Raw genomic sequence first — 19,652 nt, 5'->3', positions numbered from 1 at the left:
ATGGGTGGTTTAGCTTCCTGGTAATGGACAGCCTGAAAACGAGCTTTTGTTCAATTATGGCGGTAAACCAGGACTTTTGGAGCTCAAAAGGCACTGCCTGTCGGGATCATTGGGTGATTTTGCCTTTCTTTATTGCGATATTGTGAGCCATGTTACGGTTACGCATTACCGGATCTGTTACTATTACAGGAAATAATTGTCCAGTATTCTAAAGCAGCGTCTGAAGGCAACTTCGGGTCCTGCTTTTTTAATTTATGGGCCCCGCATTTCTAAGCCCCTCTCAAATGGCCCTTGCACCTGCAAGGCCGCCCACTTCAGATCCTGTCTTTATTCCCGCTTTCTCTGATCCAGTCCCTGACTGATCCTGCTGCCCGGCACCTGAACTCCCTGAAGTCCGGCTCCTTATCTCTGCTCTCATCCTGCCCCTGCCTTAAGAATCTGCAGCTTCATGGTCATGATGATGCTCTTCTTCATGGTAATGTTGATGCTATTGCCCATGCTCAAGCACCTGCAAGCCAGATAATGGCTTCCCTACTGTCCTTATAATCTCCCGGTTCATGCAGCAGTCTAAAATCGCCACATGGCTGCCTTTTCCGGCTTACCAGCTTTGCCTGGACTAAATCTCCTCACAGTAAAGCAAAGCCCCACGAGTGCAAAGCGAAGCGTAACGAGCTGTACTGTACCGTACCAGCGCAGATCCGTATCAGCCTGTGCCGTATCTGCCTGTGCAGTTCCAGCCAGAGCTGGAGCAGTCAGGCACACCTGACGAGAGCCGAAGCTTCCAGACTTTCCCAGACGCGCAGAGAGCAACTGTCCCATACATGCTGTCGCACCAGCATTACCGCTAAAACTTAGCAGGACTGGACCGTCCCGTGGCACTACCCCCATGCTTCCCCATGACAGCTGGTACTTAACTCCAGGATCCAGCTGTCCGCTGCAGGGGCAGCTGTGCAGCAGTAAAGGAGTTTTGCCTTACTGATGACTGTGGGGGCAAAGGTGTCCGTCTTATGATCCCCATGCCTCTATACATCGCAGCCAGATTCATCACCTGAACACCTGACTGCGGTCCGTAGCCCCCCAGAGAGGCTAATACCTCTCTGCAGTTGTGTATTTCTTAAACTCAGTCAATGCATGTGACTATTCGTGCTTTCAACCCCTCACGCAGTCATTCCGTAAGTACCGTTATGGCCTCAATGATTCCTCAGCTCATTGCTTAATTGGCTCTACGACTCAACGATTAAAGGACTCAACGACTCATTGTCCCATTGATTCACCCCATCTCATTCCATTCCAATCCATTTCAAGCCTGCTTTCAACCCAATCACTCCCCGGGTCGACCAGCGATTCTTTCCACTCTATCAACTCCTGAACTTTTTCAACCAGGCAAACTAATTCCCACCATTCACCCCACTCAACTCAGTGAGCTCAATTCACCCCATTCTCACGTCACGCCATGCCAGCCCATCCCTTGCTACGCCATCAATAGTATTCTAAATTACTTTGTAAAGCATAAGGCGCATTACCAAGGTGATGCTCTGTCTGGGATCAAGTCCTTTTGCTGGGAACAGATATGACAGGGCCGGGCCTGCTTCTGGCAGGTCCGGCCCTGGTGATCAGTGATTTTGTCATGTCAGGTAATGGCTATGGCCATTACCATGGCCACAGGAGCATTTGAAGCCATTGAAACTCATAGACCACCCTGCGTCAGCATGGAGGACACAGGTCATGGCAATACCAGCCTCTGACGTGTAGCCCGTCTCATGCCACTGCTCAGGTCAGTGCCTGATCCCATACCCATGCCTGTGGCTCTGTCTGTAGCTGTGGCGGTGGCGGTGGCGGTGACAGTCCATTACTGTTGCCGTGACGGGGCATTGGCAGGGTGCCTCCGGGTTTGCAGCTTTAAGCTGGCAGTGGTGACGTGGCAGCTGCGGCAGCAGCGGCCCCGGTATGGCGCAGCCGGGCTGAAGGTTTGTAATGCCGTGGCCTTGCCCTGGGTGGGCTTTGCTGGGCCTGGCTGGGCAGTGCCGGCCTTTGGCTTTTGCTTTGGCTATGGATTTGGCGGTTGCCTGGCTGCCGGGATGCCTGGTTGTGTGCCGGGGTCAGGTTGACGGGAACTCGAAGTTGAGGTCCTCGGCGGCCATTTCGTTGCTGTACGGGTGGAAGCTGCGGATTCCGGCATCGACCAGCTCCATTTCCTCGGTGACCTTGTGCACGGCTCCCATCACACGGAAAGGATCCCAGAGCAGGAAGTCAATAAAGAGATACTCATGGCTCAGGGCAATGCCGGTGCTGGCAAATGAAGAGCGGCCACATTCGGTCTTGAGACGGCCTATGTACTCCTCACGGAAGCACAGACAACGCTGCTTGAGCTCATCAAGCCTGTCCTCCCTGATGCGGTTGTCCTCACCTATGAAGTGCTCATCGAGGCCAACGAGATTGCACATAGGTATGGTGGCATAGCATGGCAGTATGCCCCACTCATAGCATGACATGGTGGCACTCTGGTCAAACTCGGTCATGAAGTCCTCGAGCTCGTAACAGGTAGTTACAGTCCAGAAGGCCTCCAGACGCAGGGCAATGCTCTCTTCAATGGCATTGGCTTCTTCGCTTTGAGGGACTGGTTCACGCTCATAAAGTATGTCAGAGAAGAAGTCGAGCTTGTTATTTGCCCAGTACTCCTCAAAATTAACTCCCTGTACCGGCAGACCACGCTCCATCATGAAGTCATTGAGTCTGGTAAGCGGAATACATACATAGTGAGGTAAAGAGCCTTCAGAATTGTTGCCAGCCGATGCCAGAGCTGCGAGCTGGGCTGCAACATCAGCCGGTAACGGGTTCTTGGGAGCAGTGCCGTCCTGAACTCCCTGGAATAAATCCATGGCAGCCTTGACGGCATCGGCTGCTGCGGCTGCTGAGACAGCGGCGTCGGCTGAGGCATCGGCAGCATTGGCTGCAGCACCACCAGGCACTGAACCTGAGTCGGTGGCAGAGCCCTTACTCTTATCTGTACCTCCAGCTGCGACTTTTCCGGCAGCTGAGCTATTGCCATTACCATTGCTGTTGCCGGAGGCTTTGCCGGTCTTACCGTCTGAGCCCCTGGCATGTGAACCGGAAATAGCCTCCAGAGAAGTGCCTGCAATCATGGCTGTTGCAGCGACCAGTAAAGTGGCGTCCACACCGGCAGCCTCCAGGGCGGCCTTGTTATCGTTCAGTGCTTCTACTGCTGCTACAGCGGCACTGGATGGTTGTGAACCTGTATACTTGCCCACCCCGGCTGACTTGTCCTTACTACCGGAGGTGCCGGCTGCAGCAACAGCTGAGGCATGGGCATCAGACGTGGCAGTGGCATCCTGTCCTGCATGTGTGTCGTCAGTGCTGGCGTTGCCACACGAAGCCGCAGTACCTGAGTTGCCGGATTTATCGCAGCTGTCTGAGGCGCCTGCAGAGCCTTGATGGAGGGCACTCTGGTTGCGGTCAGTCTCATTGACGTCAGTGCTGGCAGTGGCACTGTCTGATGCGCTGCTGCCTGCACTTTCAATCTCACAGCTGCCCACCGGCAATGGTGAGTCACGACCCTCATCGGCTTTAGAACGTCCGGCATCATCCTCAGCAGTTTGCAGCCCCTGTGATGGAGACATCAGACCATTGATAAAAGCCTCCATACTGTCAGCAGCGCTGCCTGAGGTATGGGCTGTGGAGCTCCATGACCCTGAGCCAGTGCCTGCCCCAGGTGCTGACACTGCGGCTGAGACAGAGGCAGCTGACCCTGCGGATGAGGATGATGGGGCAGAGGCTGCTGATAAAGGCAATGAACCGGCCTGCGGTACTGAGCCAGAGACTGAAGCAGCCGCTGCAGAGCTGCTCTTAGGCTGCAGCGCGGCTGTGGAGCTGGTGCCGGATGACGCTGCCGGGCTGCGACCAGCCAAGTCAGGGGCTGGGGCAGCAGCCTGGGCAGCGGCAGCTGCAGCTGCGGCCTCGTTTTTCTGAGTCTTGGCCTGCAGCTCAGCATCGAGCTGGGCACTAAGCTCTTCCATAAGACTGTCATAGTCGTGAAACGAAGCATTGCGGCCATGATCTGAACTGCGGTCATTACCATGCCTGTCATGACGCTTACCGCTTTTGTTCCTGTCGGTGCTTTTGCTCTTGTCTGTACCCTTGCCTGATCCGCTGGAGACCTGGTCCATGCCTGTACCCATGGCGCTGGCACCAGTTCTGGAGCTGGAGGAGGTTGCAGACTTACTGCCCGATGTGCCCTGGTCTCCAGAGATGCTGATGCTGCTCTGTGAGCCTGTCTCACTGCTCTTATCATCGCTGTCATCTGACCAGAAAGAGGCTCTATGGGAATTGATATAGAGACTGGACCATGGGCGGCTCTTATGCAGCTGTTGCTCACGGGACCTGTCATTTGCCTGTGACTTTGCGGTTGCAGCAGAGCCGGCACTTGCATTAGCTCCATTTTTGTTTTTGGCTCTCTCAGCATTGGCCTTCATCATGGCAGCAATTCTGGCCTGATCATGAGTCATTGGCAGGGCAGTATCTGTAGGTGAAGATGGAGGAGCAGACATTGGATTTGAGCCCAGCCGGTCCGTATTTCTCGATTTGGATGCAGATTTGGACGTGGATCTGTTCTTGAACCTGTTGGTGGAACTGTAGCTGGACTGGGCCCTGCTCAGGACACTGGATGGACCGCTGGCAAAGGCATTGGTCGGGCTGCTGGCAAAGGCACTGGACTGGCTGCTGATAAAGGCGCTGGACAGGCCTCTTCCCATAGAGCTGGACTGATTCAGGCTCAGCGATCCGGTCCGGGTTCTGCCAGAAGAGTTCGACTGGTTTCTTGCCACGGCACGGGACAGCGAGTGTGACTTTACAGGACTCTTAGACAGAGAACTGGCCAGTGAATACGGTGAAGAGCGTCCCTGCGACAGAGTTCTTGACAGTGAATAGGAGCTGGAGTGGCCATAGCCCATAGACCTGTTCATTGAATGGGTCTTACTGTAGCCTGATGCCAGAGCTCTTGACAGAGATGTAGACTGAGACTGGCTCTGTGCCATAACCATGGCCAGAGATTGCGGCTGGGACTGAGCTCTGACCTGCTCCTGAGCAAAATCCGAGGTCAGGGCATTTAGAAGTGGATTACCAACAATGGTGGTCTCATGACAGTATGATTTGCCGGTATGAGTGCTCTTAGAGTCTGGTTTGCTTAAGTCTGACAGGGCATTTTCAGCAAGACAGCTGCGCAGCAGCTCTGCTGCCGCATCGCTGTCGCCTGAGGCGACAGCAGCTGCGGCGGCACGCTCAAGGCGGACAAACTTTTCATACTGGTCAATGATTTTGTCCAGACCGGCTCTGTCTGCATCGTCAAGTACTGAGATTTCATCAAAGTACATATTGCAGCCCAGCTCTCCACAGTTGTGGTACAGCAGCTGCTCGAGCACGCGGGCACGCAGCAAATCGTTACAGCCACTCAGTCGTGGGCTGTAGAGCATGATCTGATAGTTAACTACGGTGCCGCCAGTGGCACGGGCCTTATCCTCATGCCTCAGGTCAATGTAGACCATGACATCCTCGGCAGTGACTCTCAGGCCACCAAGGGAGCACTCCCAGGTAGTATCACAGGGAATGCCCAGAGTACATACCAGATAATTTTCATGGCGCAGCAGATGCTGAGCGGCCCTGACCAGATAACGCAGGGCATGCAGGCGGCTCAGATGAGGCCCAGCCGGAAAGATAAGCTCAAACCTGGGCTCACCTGGGCCCTTAAAAGGCAGGAAGCGCAGGGAGAATTTCTGACCGGGCAAGGCATTGCCAAGGTGCAGCTTAATCTGCTCCAGAGCCTCACGATAACGGCTCTGATAATCGTGCAGAGCAATGGAAGCACCACGGCTGCCCTCATGACAGGCATGGTAAAGACGGTCAGAGTAAATGGAAAGTACAGGAATGAGGCTGTCAAAGGCTGTCCAGAAATCTTTGACGCGACGGACAAAGCTTCTGTTGAACAGAGGCAGGGTCAAAAAGGCCTGACAGTTGTTAAGGCGGTTTTCCACCACCTTGCGCTGACTGCGGATAAGCTCATCTTTAAAGCTTGCAGTCATGGCCAGGAATTCATTGAAATGACGGAAAGCACGGGCATAGTTGCAGATTTCATGCAGACACATGCCCATGTAGAAATGCCATTGAGGATAGGTGTTAAGAGAACTGCGCTCCAGAGGAATCAAAAAGGCAGCTCCAGCCTTGAAATACAGAGACTGCACTGAGCCCAGATGATAGTATGCTGCTGCAAGCAGCATGATTTCACTGTCATCAAGGTTATAACGGTCAATAAGCTGGGCTTTCTGCACCAGACTTACATAATCGCGCTGCTCATAAAGCTCAATCAGCTCATCGTGCAGTTTGACATCAATCATTCCTGTACTCTCCATTAATGGAACTGTACAGATCATACCAGCACACCGCCCCAAAGTCGCGGCACAGGCCTAAAGTCCCGGCACCGTCCCAATGTCCGTGCACAGCCACCACCCACCACAACCATGCCCCGTCCCAATGTCCCGGCACAGCCCCACCACAACCAGGCACCGCCCCAATGTCACGGCACAGCCACCACCCACCACAACCATACCCTAGAGCCCAGATCACCAAAGCAGGCAGAGCTGCAGGTTCAGTAAAAAGTCCAGGCATACGTGATGCTGACTGCCAGTCCCACTGTGCAGTACTGCGCAGCACAGAGGCGAGCTGTGTTCAGTGACCCAGACCCGGCTGCCCGCACAGCAGCCAGATAAAGGCTCAGAAGATGGCCGCTGAGCTTCGTTGCAGAGATGTCAGCGGCGGTGCCGGAGGCTTGCCAGAGACAGAGCCATGGTCAGTTTTTCTGCATGACAGCCATTGATGACGATGCCCGTGACAGTGAGCTGTCACGGGCATCGGGGTCATGGACCAGCTGGTCGAGCCATTGACCTGAACTTATGGAGTCGGCCGGTCCAGTCTGCTGCCTGCAGGATGTCGGGTCCTGGCCGCTTGTCAGGCTGCTGCCTGCGACATTGTGGCAGGCGACCTGGAGCATCAGGTTTTAGGCTGCGTCAGCAGGTGCAGCAGGTCATGGAGGCGCGGTAGCCGCTGCGGGCAAACCAGCAGCTCAGATCCCAGGTGATGGTGTGCAGATTGTCATCAGGCAGTCCCCATTTGGCAAGCAGCTGTCTGTTGAGCTCAACAAGCTCTGCATCTTCCCTGAGTATGGCATTGAGCTCATCAAAGAAAGCATAGACAGCTGCCAGATCGGCACCACGGGAGCTGGAGGTCATACGCAAATTACTGCCCAGCCATGCGGCAAAATCTGAGGCATGCTCCTGCTGGTAGAGGTAGTACTTTGACGGATAGCGCAGGAAGAGCCATGCAGTAAAGCTCTGGCTTTCCTTATAGTGCAGTACCCAGTTAGGGTTATCTACAGCAAAGTGGCTGAGCAGCCGGTCAAGGCAGTTCTTGAAATTATCAATACGCTCAGCAAGAGGCTGGCTTTCATCATAAAGCACGGTAAAAGCCTCAACAGTACGCTCCCTGTTCATGCGGGCCATACAGGAAATCATGCCACTTGGGAATGACTTGTCAGCCGGCAGCAGACGATCGGCACTGGCAGTGGCCTTGTCGTACATGCCCACAAAATCATCACTGCTCAGGTCCCAGTTCTCAGTAAATTCCTTAAGAGCCTGCAGCTTGTGGCTCTCCGAGCCCCACCACTCATTAAAACCTTTCTTATAGGCGGCAACCAGATCGGCCACAACTCTCTTATTAATCATATCCCCTCCGTTAGAACAATCATCGCAGGCAGGCACACCAGGTTCCCGCCCCAGTATTCGCAGCTCCGCCGCCTGCTCACCAGCCCCATGCCACAAAACCAGAATGCCACAACACTGCAGCAGCGCAGCAGCTCAACAGCTCAGCAACACCGCAGCACAGCACGCCGCGCTGCCAGCAGTACGGCATATCACAGTGCCAGCATGCATGCCTGAATGCCTGCCTGCATGCCTGCATGCCAGCTTGCACAACGTCCCTGTAAAAGCGTGACCGCGCAGCTGCGGCTTGCAGACAGGCGAGCTCTTATGAGCGTGTGATTGCCTGGCCGCACTCAGTCCCGGCTGCACGCTCACAGGCCTGTTTGAGGTGTGACTGTATGTAAGCATACGGCCCTGTCAAACAGCTGGAGCGTCGAGTCTGCATGCATGCTGACAGCAACGAAAAACAGCCAGAGCCAGTGCAGGGCAAGATCAGCAAGGCAAAATGACCGCAAAGGCTCAGAACGCAGCCCTGCCCGGCAAGCAGTAAGTCCTTACAGCCTTACGGCTGCAAGATCTGCATGGTCAGCCCCTGAGCCTCAGACCAGCTCTGCAGCTGTGTGCCAAAACAGCCGGCTCAGCAGCCACCAGCACCCCTCAGACTCCCAGAAAAGCCCGCCATGCCAGAGCAAGCCACCCTTGCAAGGCATGGAATGGCGTGGATCTGACCTGGCCGAACCAGGTAAGCTCTGGTGAGATGCCGGGACAACAGGGCTGGGCCACAGTCATGGTTCTTTGCAATGGGCGGCCACCTGTCATGAGCCAGCCCCAGAGACATACTCAGAGTCAGAACAAGAGCCATGGCTATGCCTATGGCCATGGCTATGGGCATAGCAGGCCAGCACAAGACGTGGCAGACTGCCAGAGCCATCACATGTCCGGGCAGGCATAAAGGGCAGACTTTAGCCTGATCTCATCACAGGACAGTCCCTGCGACCATGACCTACAGCTGCCAGTAGCATGGTATGCCGTGCCGTGACGTGCATGGCATTGCCTGCAAGGGCATGCTTCGCACGCCAATGTATGGCAGGGCCGCTACAGCCACAGAACAGCCCCGGACCGGCTCGGACCAGATCAGGCATTGAACTGCAGAGCTGTCTGGACTGAGTGCCATCGAATACATGTTAATGATTATATTGGCCCCACTGATATCAGTCAGCAAAATTATCTTCAGCACTGTACCTGCATCACGCTGCCGGGCATAAGCTGCAACAAAAACGCAGCGCTCCTTTTATGAAAAAGGTATTTATAACCACAATGGAGCACCATACAGGCCTTCCTGGGGCACAGGAGCTCCACCCCTGAACTCCGCCTGACCCAGATGGCTCAACATGCCGCCTGGCATCCTGACTTCCAGTCTGCTCTGCATCAGAAAGATGAATAAACTGAAGCAGGTGCTTCCAGCGGATGGACGTCTGCACCAAGATTGAATAACTGATTGAAGGCGGAAACGAAGGCTGAATGTATGGTTCGATTAATGGACAACTGCAGCGATTGATGATGGATGAAGGACTGACTGACTGATTGACAGGCAAGCTGTCTGGCTGTTCAGCTGTTCAGCTGAGAAGAGAGACAGACTCAGTGAATGGACAAACTAACGAACGAATGGATGGATGGGTGGATGGATGGAATGCTGGCTTGATGGTTTGATGCATGGATGAATGGCTTTATGGACAAGTGGAAGGCGGGAAGCACTAATCTGGCTGAGCATTGAGCCACAGAGACTGAGTGTGGTTAAGGTGGCTGCAGGACAGGAGCAAGGGTAAGGGTAAGGGTAAGAAACAGATGCTTCGACTGGTGTTTACAAAGACCGTGTGCCTTCGGGATCTTACCAGTACTGATTTGCCAGGGAGTATGAGAGGTGACTGCCGCCCCAACTGTGCATCCCAAAGCAACTGTCGTTTCTGTACGTATGGCCCACATGGCCAAATATGAGCTGCAGTCCCATGGTGCTGGCATCGACACAGATGCCTGGTCAACTGTGGCATGGCTAGCACTGACATCCTCAATGCTCCTGGTACGCCAGGTCGTCCGCCGCAATGGCAGGTGTCGCCTGCAGAATGCCAGCAGGTATGGCGCTACCTTTGTCTGCAGGCTGGCCGGACAGGCTCAAATTCACGCAGGAAAGCCGCCAGGGCGGCCAATTGCATGTGGAGGCCGGTTGAGAGCTGGTGGGTCGCAGATTTTGAAAGCTGTTTTCTGTTTGGCAGCCGTCCTGTGGTCAAAATCGATGAAATGCTGATGCTGGATATCTGGTCCGGCATAAATGAAAAAGCCCCCTCAAATGACACGGCCGCAGTGGTCGTGAGATTGAGGGGGCTTTTGATTTTGGAGCTGCTCCGCCGGTGCACGGCACTGGCGGAGAGCCTTTTGAGCTTACGCTAATCTAAAATATTTTAGAAAGCGTAACGCAGGTTACCAGTTAAGCTGAACTCGTCAACAGAGCTGGAGGTGGTGTAGCCAAGGCCGGCACCAACGGACAGACGCTCGGACTGAGCACCGAAGCCTACCAGTACACCGTAGCTTACGTTATCGGTGAACTCGGTCTTGGTGCTGACGTCGAAGTTGCCTACGCCATCCCAGTGGATAGAACCATCGAGGCTGTCATCGCCAAAGGAGCCAGTGACATTGAAGTCGATGGAAGGCTGGAAGCTCCACTCCTCAGAGAAGTACTCCTTGGAGATGGTGATACCGGCTGGAATGGTGAACATGGAAGCAGATGAAGTGGTTACGGAACCAACACGGCCGTAATCAGACATTACATCGTAGGAGTCCATATCCAGACGGGTGTAACGTAAGCCAAGGTGAGGAACGATGTCCAGACCATTGACGCTCAGGTTGATCTGACCGGTAACACCCATGCTTAAGTTGGTGGTGTCAAAGCTGGTGTTGAGCTTACCGACTTCGGTAGAAGCCTTAACGTCAGAATCAACTACGCTGTAAGACAGATCACCTACTACAGAGTATGGGCCACTTACGAAGCCGGCATAAGCGCCAAGGCTGAAGTAGTCGAAGTCACCCTCAACACCGGTAGCAGCACCCTGACCGCTTGAGTCGCCCTGACCTGCATTGATGGTTACACCATAACGCAGACCGGAATCCAGGGTGTAATCAGCACCCAGAGCGAAACCGGTTAAGGAAGCGTCAGAACCCCAGGAGATGCCGTCAGCATTGAAGCCGTCGGAATCATGATCCTTGTAGATTGGGGAGAGCCATAAGGCTGTGCCCTGACCATTGTTGGCGTAGGACATCAGCTGGCCCTGCTGGCCCATGCCAAAGCGACCTGCAACAGCCTCGTAGGTGCCAGTACCGGCAATCAGAGCAGCCTCGGCAGAACCGGCAAATACACCCATACGTGCAGCTACGTCAGCTGGACGACCGTTGGTATCAAGAACAACCTTCTCGAGGAACTCATTTCTGGCTACCTTGAAGATCTTCTTAACTTCCTTGTCGTTTTCCTTATAGGTAACAACAACGAAGTCATTCTTGTTAAAGCCCTGCTGAACTACGAGGTTGTTATCCTTATCGAACTTGGCTTCAAAGTCATAGGCCTCACGATCAATCAGGTGCTCCTGAACTACAGCTGGAGCTGCAGGTGCTGCTGCGGCTACAGCCTTGGTACCTGCATCAGGCTTGGAGTCAGGCTTCTCTTCTGGCTTGGCCTCAGGCTTGGCCTCTTCCTGCTGGTAGAAATCTTCCCAGTTCTTGGTCAGAGATGCGTAGCTGATTAAGAAGGTACGCATTGGGGCAGAGGCCTCGGAGAAGGCAGTGTCAACTCGTGAACGGTTTAACTTCAGGGTCTGGCCCTTGGTTACTTCACCGGCCTTGAGGGTGAAGTGCATCAGACCGTTGAGAGACTCAACTTCGATGTCATTCTTACCGGCAACACCCAGCACCTTAACACCGGCATTCTCGCCAATGCCCTTATCGGTAAAGAGCACGATGTCACGGCTGTTGATGAAAGCGGAGCTCTCAAGAACAACCTTACCACCCTCACTGTAGATAGCGGCATCATCCTTGTCGAAGTGAACAGCCTTGCCATCCTTGAGGATGTTCTCATCAATGGCCATGATGGAACCGGCACTCATGTAGAGATCGGAGGCAATCTTCTCAGAACCGCCGCTCCATACAGCAGAGTACTTGGAATCGGCAGCAGCCTTGCCCAGCTCGGCCTCAACATCGCTCTGCTTGTTAACAGCATCCAGTACCAGACGGGAGCCATCCTTAACAGTCAGAACATTGCCCATGTACATGATGGAACCGGCACCCTGAGTCAGGGAGCCACCAATCTGGTAACGGTCAATGAAGTCCATCATACCCAGGACATCAACGTCAACACCAGTAGCCAGAGCAGCGTTCTTACCAACAACTACCTTACCCTCAACAGTACCGGCATTCTTGGCGTCAGTTACCTTGGAACCGAAGTGAGAAACGGCAGCAACGGAGGTTCTGTGACCGTAATCAGGGTCAACAAAGAGGGTACCGCCCTTGAGGTTGAGGTTGTCAATCTCGGCATAGCCGGTAGCGCTGCTGCGCTTGTTGTCGCCCTCAGAAATAGAGTCGTTACCAACATATAAGGTAGAGGTTGCGCCCTTAAGGTCGACCTCAGTAGCAGTCAGGAAGCCGCCGGCAACATAACCGTCAGCATTCAGGCTTAACAGACCCTTGGTGATATTGGCCTCACCGGCAAAGGTTACATCCTTGGCAGCGGTGAAAGTACCGCCTACTACGGTCTTGCCACCGAAAGTGGTCTTACCGGCCAGGTCAACATTGCCCTTAACCTCAACCTCACCGGACAGGACAGATTCCTTGTCAGCATTGGTCAGCTGAAGGTTCTTGCCAACAGTCAGCTTGGTAGGCTCCTTGGCATTCATGCTCAGATAGCCAACCTTAACACCATCGGCAACCTCGGTAATACCGCTGTTAAGGGTTACCTTGGCAGTGTCGCCACCGGAAATGTTCTTCAGAGCGGTGGTGTTGCCAGCCTTGCCGTCAACAATCAGGGTAGCCAGGTCATCAAGCTTAACTGCACCGGCCTTACCGCCGTTTGCCAGGGTCATGGTACCAACCTTGGCAACGTCAATACCCAGCAGAGCACCGCCGGAACCGACTACGAAGTACTTCTCTTCACCGACCTGAGTGGCATTGTTTAAGGAAGCATTCTCAGCAAACTTGATGCTGCCGCTGGTCTTGGTCAGATCCTCAGCAGAGCCCCAGTTACCGTAGATAGTCTCGCCATTAACATCAGTCAGCTTGGCGTTGAGCAGGCCGTCATTGGTATAGTTTGGCAGGTAGTTGCCAAAATCCTTGGCATCATTCCAGGAAACAGTACCCTTGTCAGTTGGAGCCAGGCCGTCAAAGACTACCTTGCCCAGATTTACAGTACCGTTAAGGGAGGACTTCTCACCAAACAGACCGGTGGTCAGCTTGCTGATAGCTTCCTTGGTAATGACAGTACCTTCCTTGAAGACGCTCAGGTTTACGGTAGAACCGGCCTGAGAAACCAGAGCACCACCGGAGGCAAAGGCATCGGTCTTAACATCAAAGGAGGTAATCTTGCCATTGGACTCAGTAGCATTCAGAGCCTTGGTAATAGCATCACCGGACTCAAAGGTTAAGGAAGCACCCTGATTTACCTTGATGGAGTCATTGCTCAGCTTGATACCATAAGTATCAGTGGTTGGTGGGTTAGCACCAGTATCACCAGCCTTGAAGCTGCCCTTAATAGTCAGGCTGCCATCAACCTCAATCTTCTTGGTGTCTGCAACAGTGAGCTGAGTAGCCTTTACAGAGGAGCCGGACTTGATGCTGACAGTGCCATCTACAACATTGAGGTTGGAGGCAGACATGGAAGCAGTCAGGACGTTACCGTTCTTGTCCTTGATGGTGTCAGCATTACCAACAGTCAGAGCACCGCCGGAAACTGTTAACTCACCGGAAACATTCCAGTTGCCATACTGAACATTCATGGCAGAGGCACCGCTCAGCGTTACGGCCTGGCCAACAGTACCGCCTGAGGATAAACCTTTGTAGGCAACCTTGTCAGTAACAGAGGTATCTACCTCGTAAGTGCCCAGATTCAGAACAGAGTTGGCACCGGAGAATACAAAGCCCTTCTTGGCATTGGTAGACATGTCACCCAGGGTGGTGTAAGCGCCAGACTTTACGATAAGGGTCTTGGTTTCATCAGCAGCATCAGTCTCTGACAGGTTCATGGTCAGAGTACCGGCCTGGATCTTACCGTTCTGGCCAAGATCGAGACCATCAGCTGCGCTAACACTCTCAATGGTAAGGCCTTCAACTGCATTTAAAGTACCGTTGGTAAATACCATACCGGTCTTTGCAGTACCTACAGTCTTTAATAGCTTGTCAGATTTAACAGTGGCTTCGCCGGTCAGGGTAACCTTACCACCAGTATCAACAGTAAAGATAGAGCCTGAATTCTCGTTACTCAGGAGCTCAGCAAACTTCTCGCCCTTGATCTTCAGCTCTGAGCCTAAGCCGTTAGCCTTGAAGTTGAAGTTCTTGTTATTGGTATTTGGAGCTGTAGCCGCATCAGTTGCGGTAATAGTGGCTTCGCTCAGATCGAGAGTAGAACCAGAACCGGAAACAGTTATTGCACCGTTTGCAGTTCCAAGATCAATAGTCAGATTGGTCAGCTTCAGGCTGGACTGGTCAGCAAGAGTACCACCAAGACCGGTGTTCTGAACCTTGATGGTACCGCCCTTTACAGTGTGAGTGCCGCCAGCAGTGTACTTACCACCATCTACAATGATAGAGCCACCTGAGATAAGTGCATTACCCTCAATTTTGCCTTCACCGGCTACGACCTTGGTCTTGCCTTCCACTTCCTTGGTGGTCAGGCTGCGCAGGGTGACGTTGTCAGCCAGAGTCAGAGTGCCGCCGCTGGCCTCCATCTTGAGGTTTACAGCCTCAGCACCGGAGAAGCCAAAAGTAGCTGTACCGCTGTAGTTGCTGCCACCAAGAGTCAGGGTGTCAGAAGCCTTAAGAACGAGCTTGTCGTTGAGGTCAGAGCCCATGTTCTTGGAGACCACAATGTTCTTAGCGTGAATTTCTGACTTTCCAGATACATTGACTTTTCCTGCAGCAGCAGTTGCCTGAGAAGCCACACCAGCGACATTAAGACTTACTGTTGTGCCACTTACGTTGTTGCTGCCAGCAGCTACATCAACAGTAACATCATCGATGATCTTGAGTGCAGAGTCAGCCTTTAAGTCAATTGCGCCTGCAACACCACCCTTTCCACTGAGGAAATCAGTTAATACAGTTGCATCAGTGTGAATCTCAGAAAGGCTCTGTGGGGTGCTGGTACCGCCATTAGCAGCAGTACCTGAAACGTTAATTAAACCGCCCTTGCCTGAACCAGTGCTGGTTAAGGTCACACCCTTATCAAACTTTACGATAGAGCCGAACTTGTTGTTTGAAGCGATGTTAAGAATACCGCCAGAGGTTGCATCAGCCTTTAAGTCAATGGTAGAACCGGACTTGAAATGCAGTACACCACGGTTGTCGGCAGCCTTACCAGCCAGAGAAATGGAATCAGTAGCATTGCCACTGACAGTGATATCCAGCTTCTGAGCAGAGCCGCTGGTGTCCTTTTCCAGGTACATTGGGGCCTGCAGACCTGAGCCTGAACCGGCAAACACAATCTTACCGCCATCAGACAGAATGCTCTTACCTACCATAGCACCGGACTTACCGATGGTAATGGTTGCGCCGTTCTTCAGGTCGTAGACTGTCTTGGTTGCATCACCGAGTGTTGAGGTGTGGTCGCCAGATACGGTTAACTTGGCCTTATCAGAGGACATGCTTATGGTTTCAGCAACAATCTTTGCTTCTTTGCTGTTATTACCAGATACGGTCACAGCACCGTTCTGAATATCAAGTTTCTTCAGGCTTAAAGTAGCTCCCTCGTTGGTGCTTGTCTTAATTTGGAGAGTGGTGTTTTCACCGTTTACCAGAAAGGTAGCGTTGCTTAATGAAACTGAAACCGGCTTTGAAGCCTGAGCAGCAGGTCCTTTAATTACGTTATCACCTGAAGCAATAGTGAGGGTAAATGTATTGGTATTGCTGACATCACCAGAAACGTTTAACTGATCAGCAGCCTTATCGATGGTGGTGTCCTTGTTTAAGGTAGCAAGATCCGGGGGAGCAGCCTGGGCCTGGCCGACGGCCAGAGCGGTGGTGAGGATAGTGGCGGTAGCAATGCCTTTGATGTAGGCGCTCTTGAAAATGGCGCGGTACTGAGCCATCAGGAACTTGATGGCATTATTGGTCTGCTTCATAAAAATCAGTTTCTATAAATAAGAGATTAACAAAGGTGTAGTCTACCTAATCCACTTCCGCTGCAGCTTCCTGCTGCCCGGTCCGTGTCTCAGGGACCAGTATGCCTCACTGTTACGGCTGTGCGACCCTCTGTCGCCTGCGGCCTGGGAGGCTGTGGGCTGCTGTTGCAGCCTTATGAAACCGTTATCACCAGATGTGATGAAAAGGCGAATTTTCCTGTCCGCTCAGACTGTGCTGCACCTGACGTCATTACCTTTTTCTGTACATATAACCTGATTACACTGGCCATTTGCAGGTCAGTGCTTGGCGGGCTGTCTGATGTACATGGTGAAGAGGCTGGACTGCTGTTTGCCCTGTGCGCAGCTTGCGCCACATGCAAACAGTGGAATGGTGAGCTTTCTGACCTTCGGGCCTGCATTATCAGGCTTGTCGGTCTGCTGAGATCTGTCTGCCGTTGTCAGCGTTTTCATCTGTATGCTGAGGGCAGTTTTCGTGCGGACTTCCTGAATCACTTTTGAGCTTTGAGCCCAGTGCTGTCTTAATGACCGGTAACTTTATCCGGAAGAGTACAAGGAGCACGATTTCAGGAAACGTTTTTCATCATACCCAAAAGTTGCATGCCCCCGTATAAACAGGTCTTATGAAGTCCGGTCTTACGTGAGTGCAAAACTTTTGCGCCGCCCTGATAACAGGCAGGCGTTCAGGTAACACAATCTGTAAATTTTACCATTTATACAATGCTATAACCATAAATAATTTAAGAAATTACAGAACTTTTTCAACTTTCCTAAGTCACGCTGTTCCTGACCTTGTTTGACCTCCGCTAAAATCTGATAAATATCGTATTCTTTATATTACTGTCCTGCTATTTCTGCATATCTAGATTATAGATATATAGTTTTACATCTATTCAATGTAAACGTATTTACACCCTGTTTACGTTTTTCGGCCAAAAACTAACATACAAACGATTTCTGTCAGTTAACGTCCACCTGCCAGAACTTCCTGGAGCTTAAGGCCCAATTCGCAACCCTGCCTGCCACCCTGTTTGCATCACTAAATTAGATATATATATGCGTCTGGCCACACATCCCTCTTTTGCCTTTTGGTATATGGTCTCTGACAGTCAGTCTGCAGCAGGAAGTGGCACACTGCCGGTGTCCGCCCATTACGGCCATCTTCACTCCATGGAGAAGCCCTGATTGCATAGCCAGGTCACATAAGAGAACTCTATCGTTATGCCCATGGCCATTCCTTGTTTAAAATGAGGCTTGCTGTGCCTTGAATGTCCTTTACCCATGGAACTACGCCCAGACTATGGCCTTTGCTCATGGTATTGACCTGGCATTCTGTCCCTGTCCCCGTGGCGCATGAGTTTCTTAATGACTGTGCCGGTTGTTCTGGTCTCATAGACATTGGCTTTGTAGCCGGCCCGGTCCTGCAAAGGTTGAGCATGATGGCCGGGTAGCCGGGGGATGCTGCAGATCACTGTCTTCCTGACTTTCATTCGGCTAAGGGTAATGGGAACATTTGAACATCTGCTGACAGCCAGCATTTAAGGTTCAGTCCGCTTGCTTGCACTGTCTTTGCTCGTGGCTGTTGTGAGATCATACCATGCAGGCTGGGTACTGGCTGGAATAGCCAGACCTGGCCTTTGCTCATTGTGAATTGGGACGTCCGGGGTGAATGCAGCTGGCAGGCTGGGTCTGCCTGGCTGCTGTGTTGTTGTTTTGTTTTTCTTTTGGGGGGTTGCTGTGGCTGCTGGTGATGATATGAATGCTGCCAGACGTGATGGAGATGAGGGCACAGGCGGCCGGGCTTACGAGTATGCTCTGAGTACGCTCGACAACTGCAAGTTTGACCTTGACCATGAGCGCTACGTCCATGAACTGGTGCGTGCCATTACAGCCACAGTTGACCGCGAGGTGCTGCCTGAGGCTTATACCATTGCGCTTACCGGCAGCTGGGGAGCAGGCAAGACTACCATTATCAATACTGCAGTTGAGAGACTGAAGGCTGAGCTTGCACGCAGAAAGGAAAGAAGAGAAAGAGTTTGTGAGATTAGAAAGCACAGCCGGGCTGACAGGGACGGTACTGGAGCCCCACATGTCTTCAGTGTATCAACCTTTGAATGCCTGTGGTTTTCTGATGAAGAGTCCCTCCTGCTGGCCTTTGTATCCCATCTTGCCCATCAGATAAGCCTTATAACTGATGACAGCGACTGTCAAAGCAGTGGTAAATTTAACTCAGTTATGACGCTGCTCCTGGCCATCATAAGCTCTGTCAGGTTAAAAGTAACATTCCCAATCGCAGAACTGAATGCTCATATAGACCCGACAAACATTGCCCAGATGTACCTTAATAAGGGTAAGGTGCATGGCAGTATTGAGCAGCAAATCCAGGAGCTGCGCAAGCTCATGTTTGAACACTGCCGTGAGCATCGTCTGGTCATTATCCTTGATGATCTGGACCGTATGCCTGATGCTGCAGTCATGGCCATGATGCGCATCATCATGACCATGGGGTCTCTGCCGGGCATTATCTTTGTGATGGGCTATGATCGCACCCGGCTGCACCAGGTCATCAACAGAAGCCTTATGGCTGAAAACAACAGGTCCCAGCTGACTCAGGATAATGAAGCTGCCTCTGCCTACCTTGAGAAAATCATCAGGTACAGAATCGACATTATTCCTGCTCCCCAGTCAAGCATTGCCAGTCTGACCATCTCAAACATTTATGATGAAATTGCACCGGGCCGATCCCACGCCATTCTTGACAGCAGAAAGTCCATGCATGTTGGTCAGTCTGTCAGGAGCATGATTACCAGCTTCATCACCACACCACGTCAGTCTTACCGACTTTCAGATTCAGTAGTACTGGCATGGAAAGCAGCAGGAGGATCAGTCAGGCTCGAGCAGGTCATAGTAATGGAACTCCTGCGTCTGCACCGGCCTGAACTGTTCAGCCAGCTGGCTACAGCCATCTTCAGCTATCGATCTGCTGAAGGTGAGGGCAACATGCCCGCCGCACAGATGCTCATGTCAGTGCTGACTGGAGGCAGAGCGTGGCGCTCTTTGAGCGACCGTTTTCACCAGCCTCACCAGCTATGTGCAAACAGCGTACGGCACCAGGACCCAGGGTATGGACCAGGGCAAATGCTTGAGCAGATGCCGCAGCCATCCGGTCATGCTGATCTTAAGTCCTGGGCTGATGTCACTCATGGGGGCTTAACAGGCTCATGGTGTGACGGCGCTGTGGCTGCGGACGACGCATCTGGTAAGCATCCTGCTGTACTGTTTGTGGTCCTGCAGGACGCTCTCCAGACAGCTATGACGCTGCAGCCCTGTCTAATAAGGATATTACTGACCTTACAGCCCAGCTGTTCCCTTACAGGGACCAGTCCAGTGCAGCAGTACTGGACAGTCAGGAGCTGTGGAGCTGTCTGAGCGTACTTTTTGAAAAAAGCTCATCCCGTCAGTGTTGCGGTGACAGCTGGGTTCATTTCTTTGATGACTGCACCAG

General features: G+C 52.6%; 5 protein-coding genes. 2 read left to right on the top strand and 3 right to left on the bottom strand.

Annotated elements, in window-relative coordinates; genetic code table 11:
• Positions 1-2,099 precede the first annotated feature (2,099 nt).
• Positions 2,100-6,404, bottom strand: a complete 4,305-nt coding sequence (locus MXE39_RS09075) for a hypothetical protein (RefSeq protein ID WP_246978072.1) — start codon at positions 6,402-6,404, stop codon at positions 2,100-2,102.
• Between the two features lie 669 nt (positions 6,405-7,073).
• Positions 7,074-7,787 carry a hypothetical protein gene (locus tag MXE39_RS09070; RefSeq protein WP_246978073.1) on the bottom strand — a complete coding sequence of 238 codons (714 nt, stop codon included), beginning with the start codon at positions 7,785-7,787 and terminating at the stop codon, positions 7,074-7,076.
• Positions 7,788-9,809: 2,022 nt separating this feature from the next.
• On the opposite strand from MXE39_RS09070, the gene MXE39_RS09065 reads away from it, so the two are divergent.
• The gene (locus MXE39_RS09065; RefSeq protein ID WP_246978074.1) at positions 9,810-10,208 is read left to right on the top strand and encodes a hypothetical protein; all 399 of its coding nucleotides are present in this window, start codon (positions 9,810-9,812) and stop codon (positions 10,206-10,208) included.
• A gap of 11 nt (positions 10,209-10,219) precedes the next feature.
• On the opposite strand, the gene MXE39_RS09060 is transcribed toward MXE39_RS09065, so the two are convergent.
• Entirely contained in the window at positions 10,220-16,129 is a 5,910-nt protein-coding gene (locus MXE39_RS09060) for an autotransporter domain-containing protein (protein ID WP_246978075.1), read from the bottom strand.
• Positions 16,130-17,884: 1,755 nt separating this feature from the next.
• Here MXE39_RS09060 and MXE39_RS09055 point away from each other — a divergent pair.
• Positions 17,885-19,576: a P-loop NTPase fold protein gene (locus MXE39_RS09055; RefSeq protein ID WP_247074004.1), complete on the top strand. Its 1,692-nt coding sequence runs from the start codon at positions 17,885-17,887 to the stop codon at positions 19,574-19,576.
• Positions 19,577-19,652 lie beyond the last annotated feature (76 nt).

Source organism: Anaerobiospirillum sp. NML120511, from assembly GCF_023050955.1.
Classification (GTDB): Bacteria; Pseudomonadota; Gammaproteobacteria; order Enterobacterales; family Succinivibrionaceae; genus Anaerobiospirillum.
This window is presented reverse-complemented; position numbering and strand designations above follow the sequence as displayed.

What these genes read in the sequence shown, in the direction of transcription:
- MXE39_RS09075 (WP_246978072.1), bottom strand. Translation starts at nt 6,404, where the DNA reads ATGATTGATGTCAAACTGCACGATGAGCTGATTGAGCTTTATGAGCAG.
- MXE39_RS09070 (WP_246978073.1), bottom strand. Translation starts at nt 7,787, where the DNA reads ATGATTAATAAGAGAGTTGTGGCCGATCTGGTTGCCGCCTATAAGAAA.
- MXE39_RS09065 (WP_246978074.1), top strand. Translation starts at nt 9,810, where the DNA reads ATGGCTAGCACTGACATCCTCAATGCTCCTGGTACGCCAGGTCGTCCG.
- MXE39_RS09060 (WP_246978075.1), bottom strand. Translation starts at nt 16,129, where the DNA reads ATGAAGCAGACCAATAATGCCATCAAGTTCCTGATGGCTCAGTACCGC.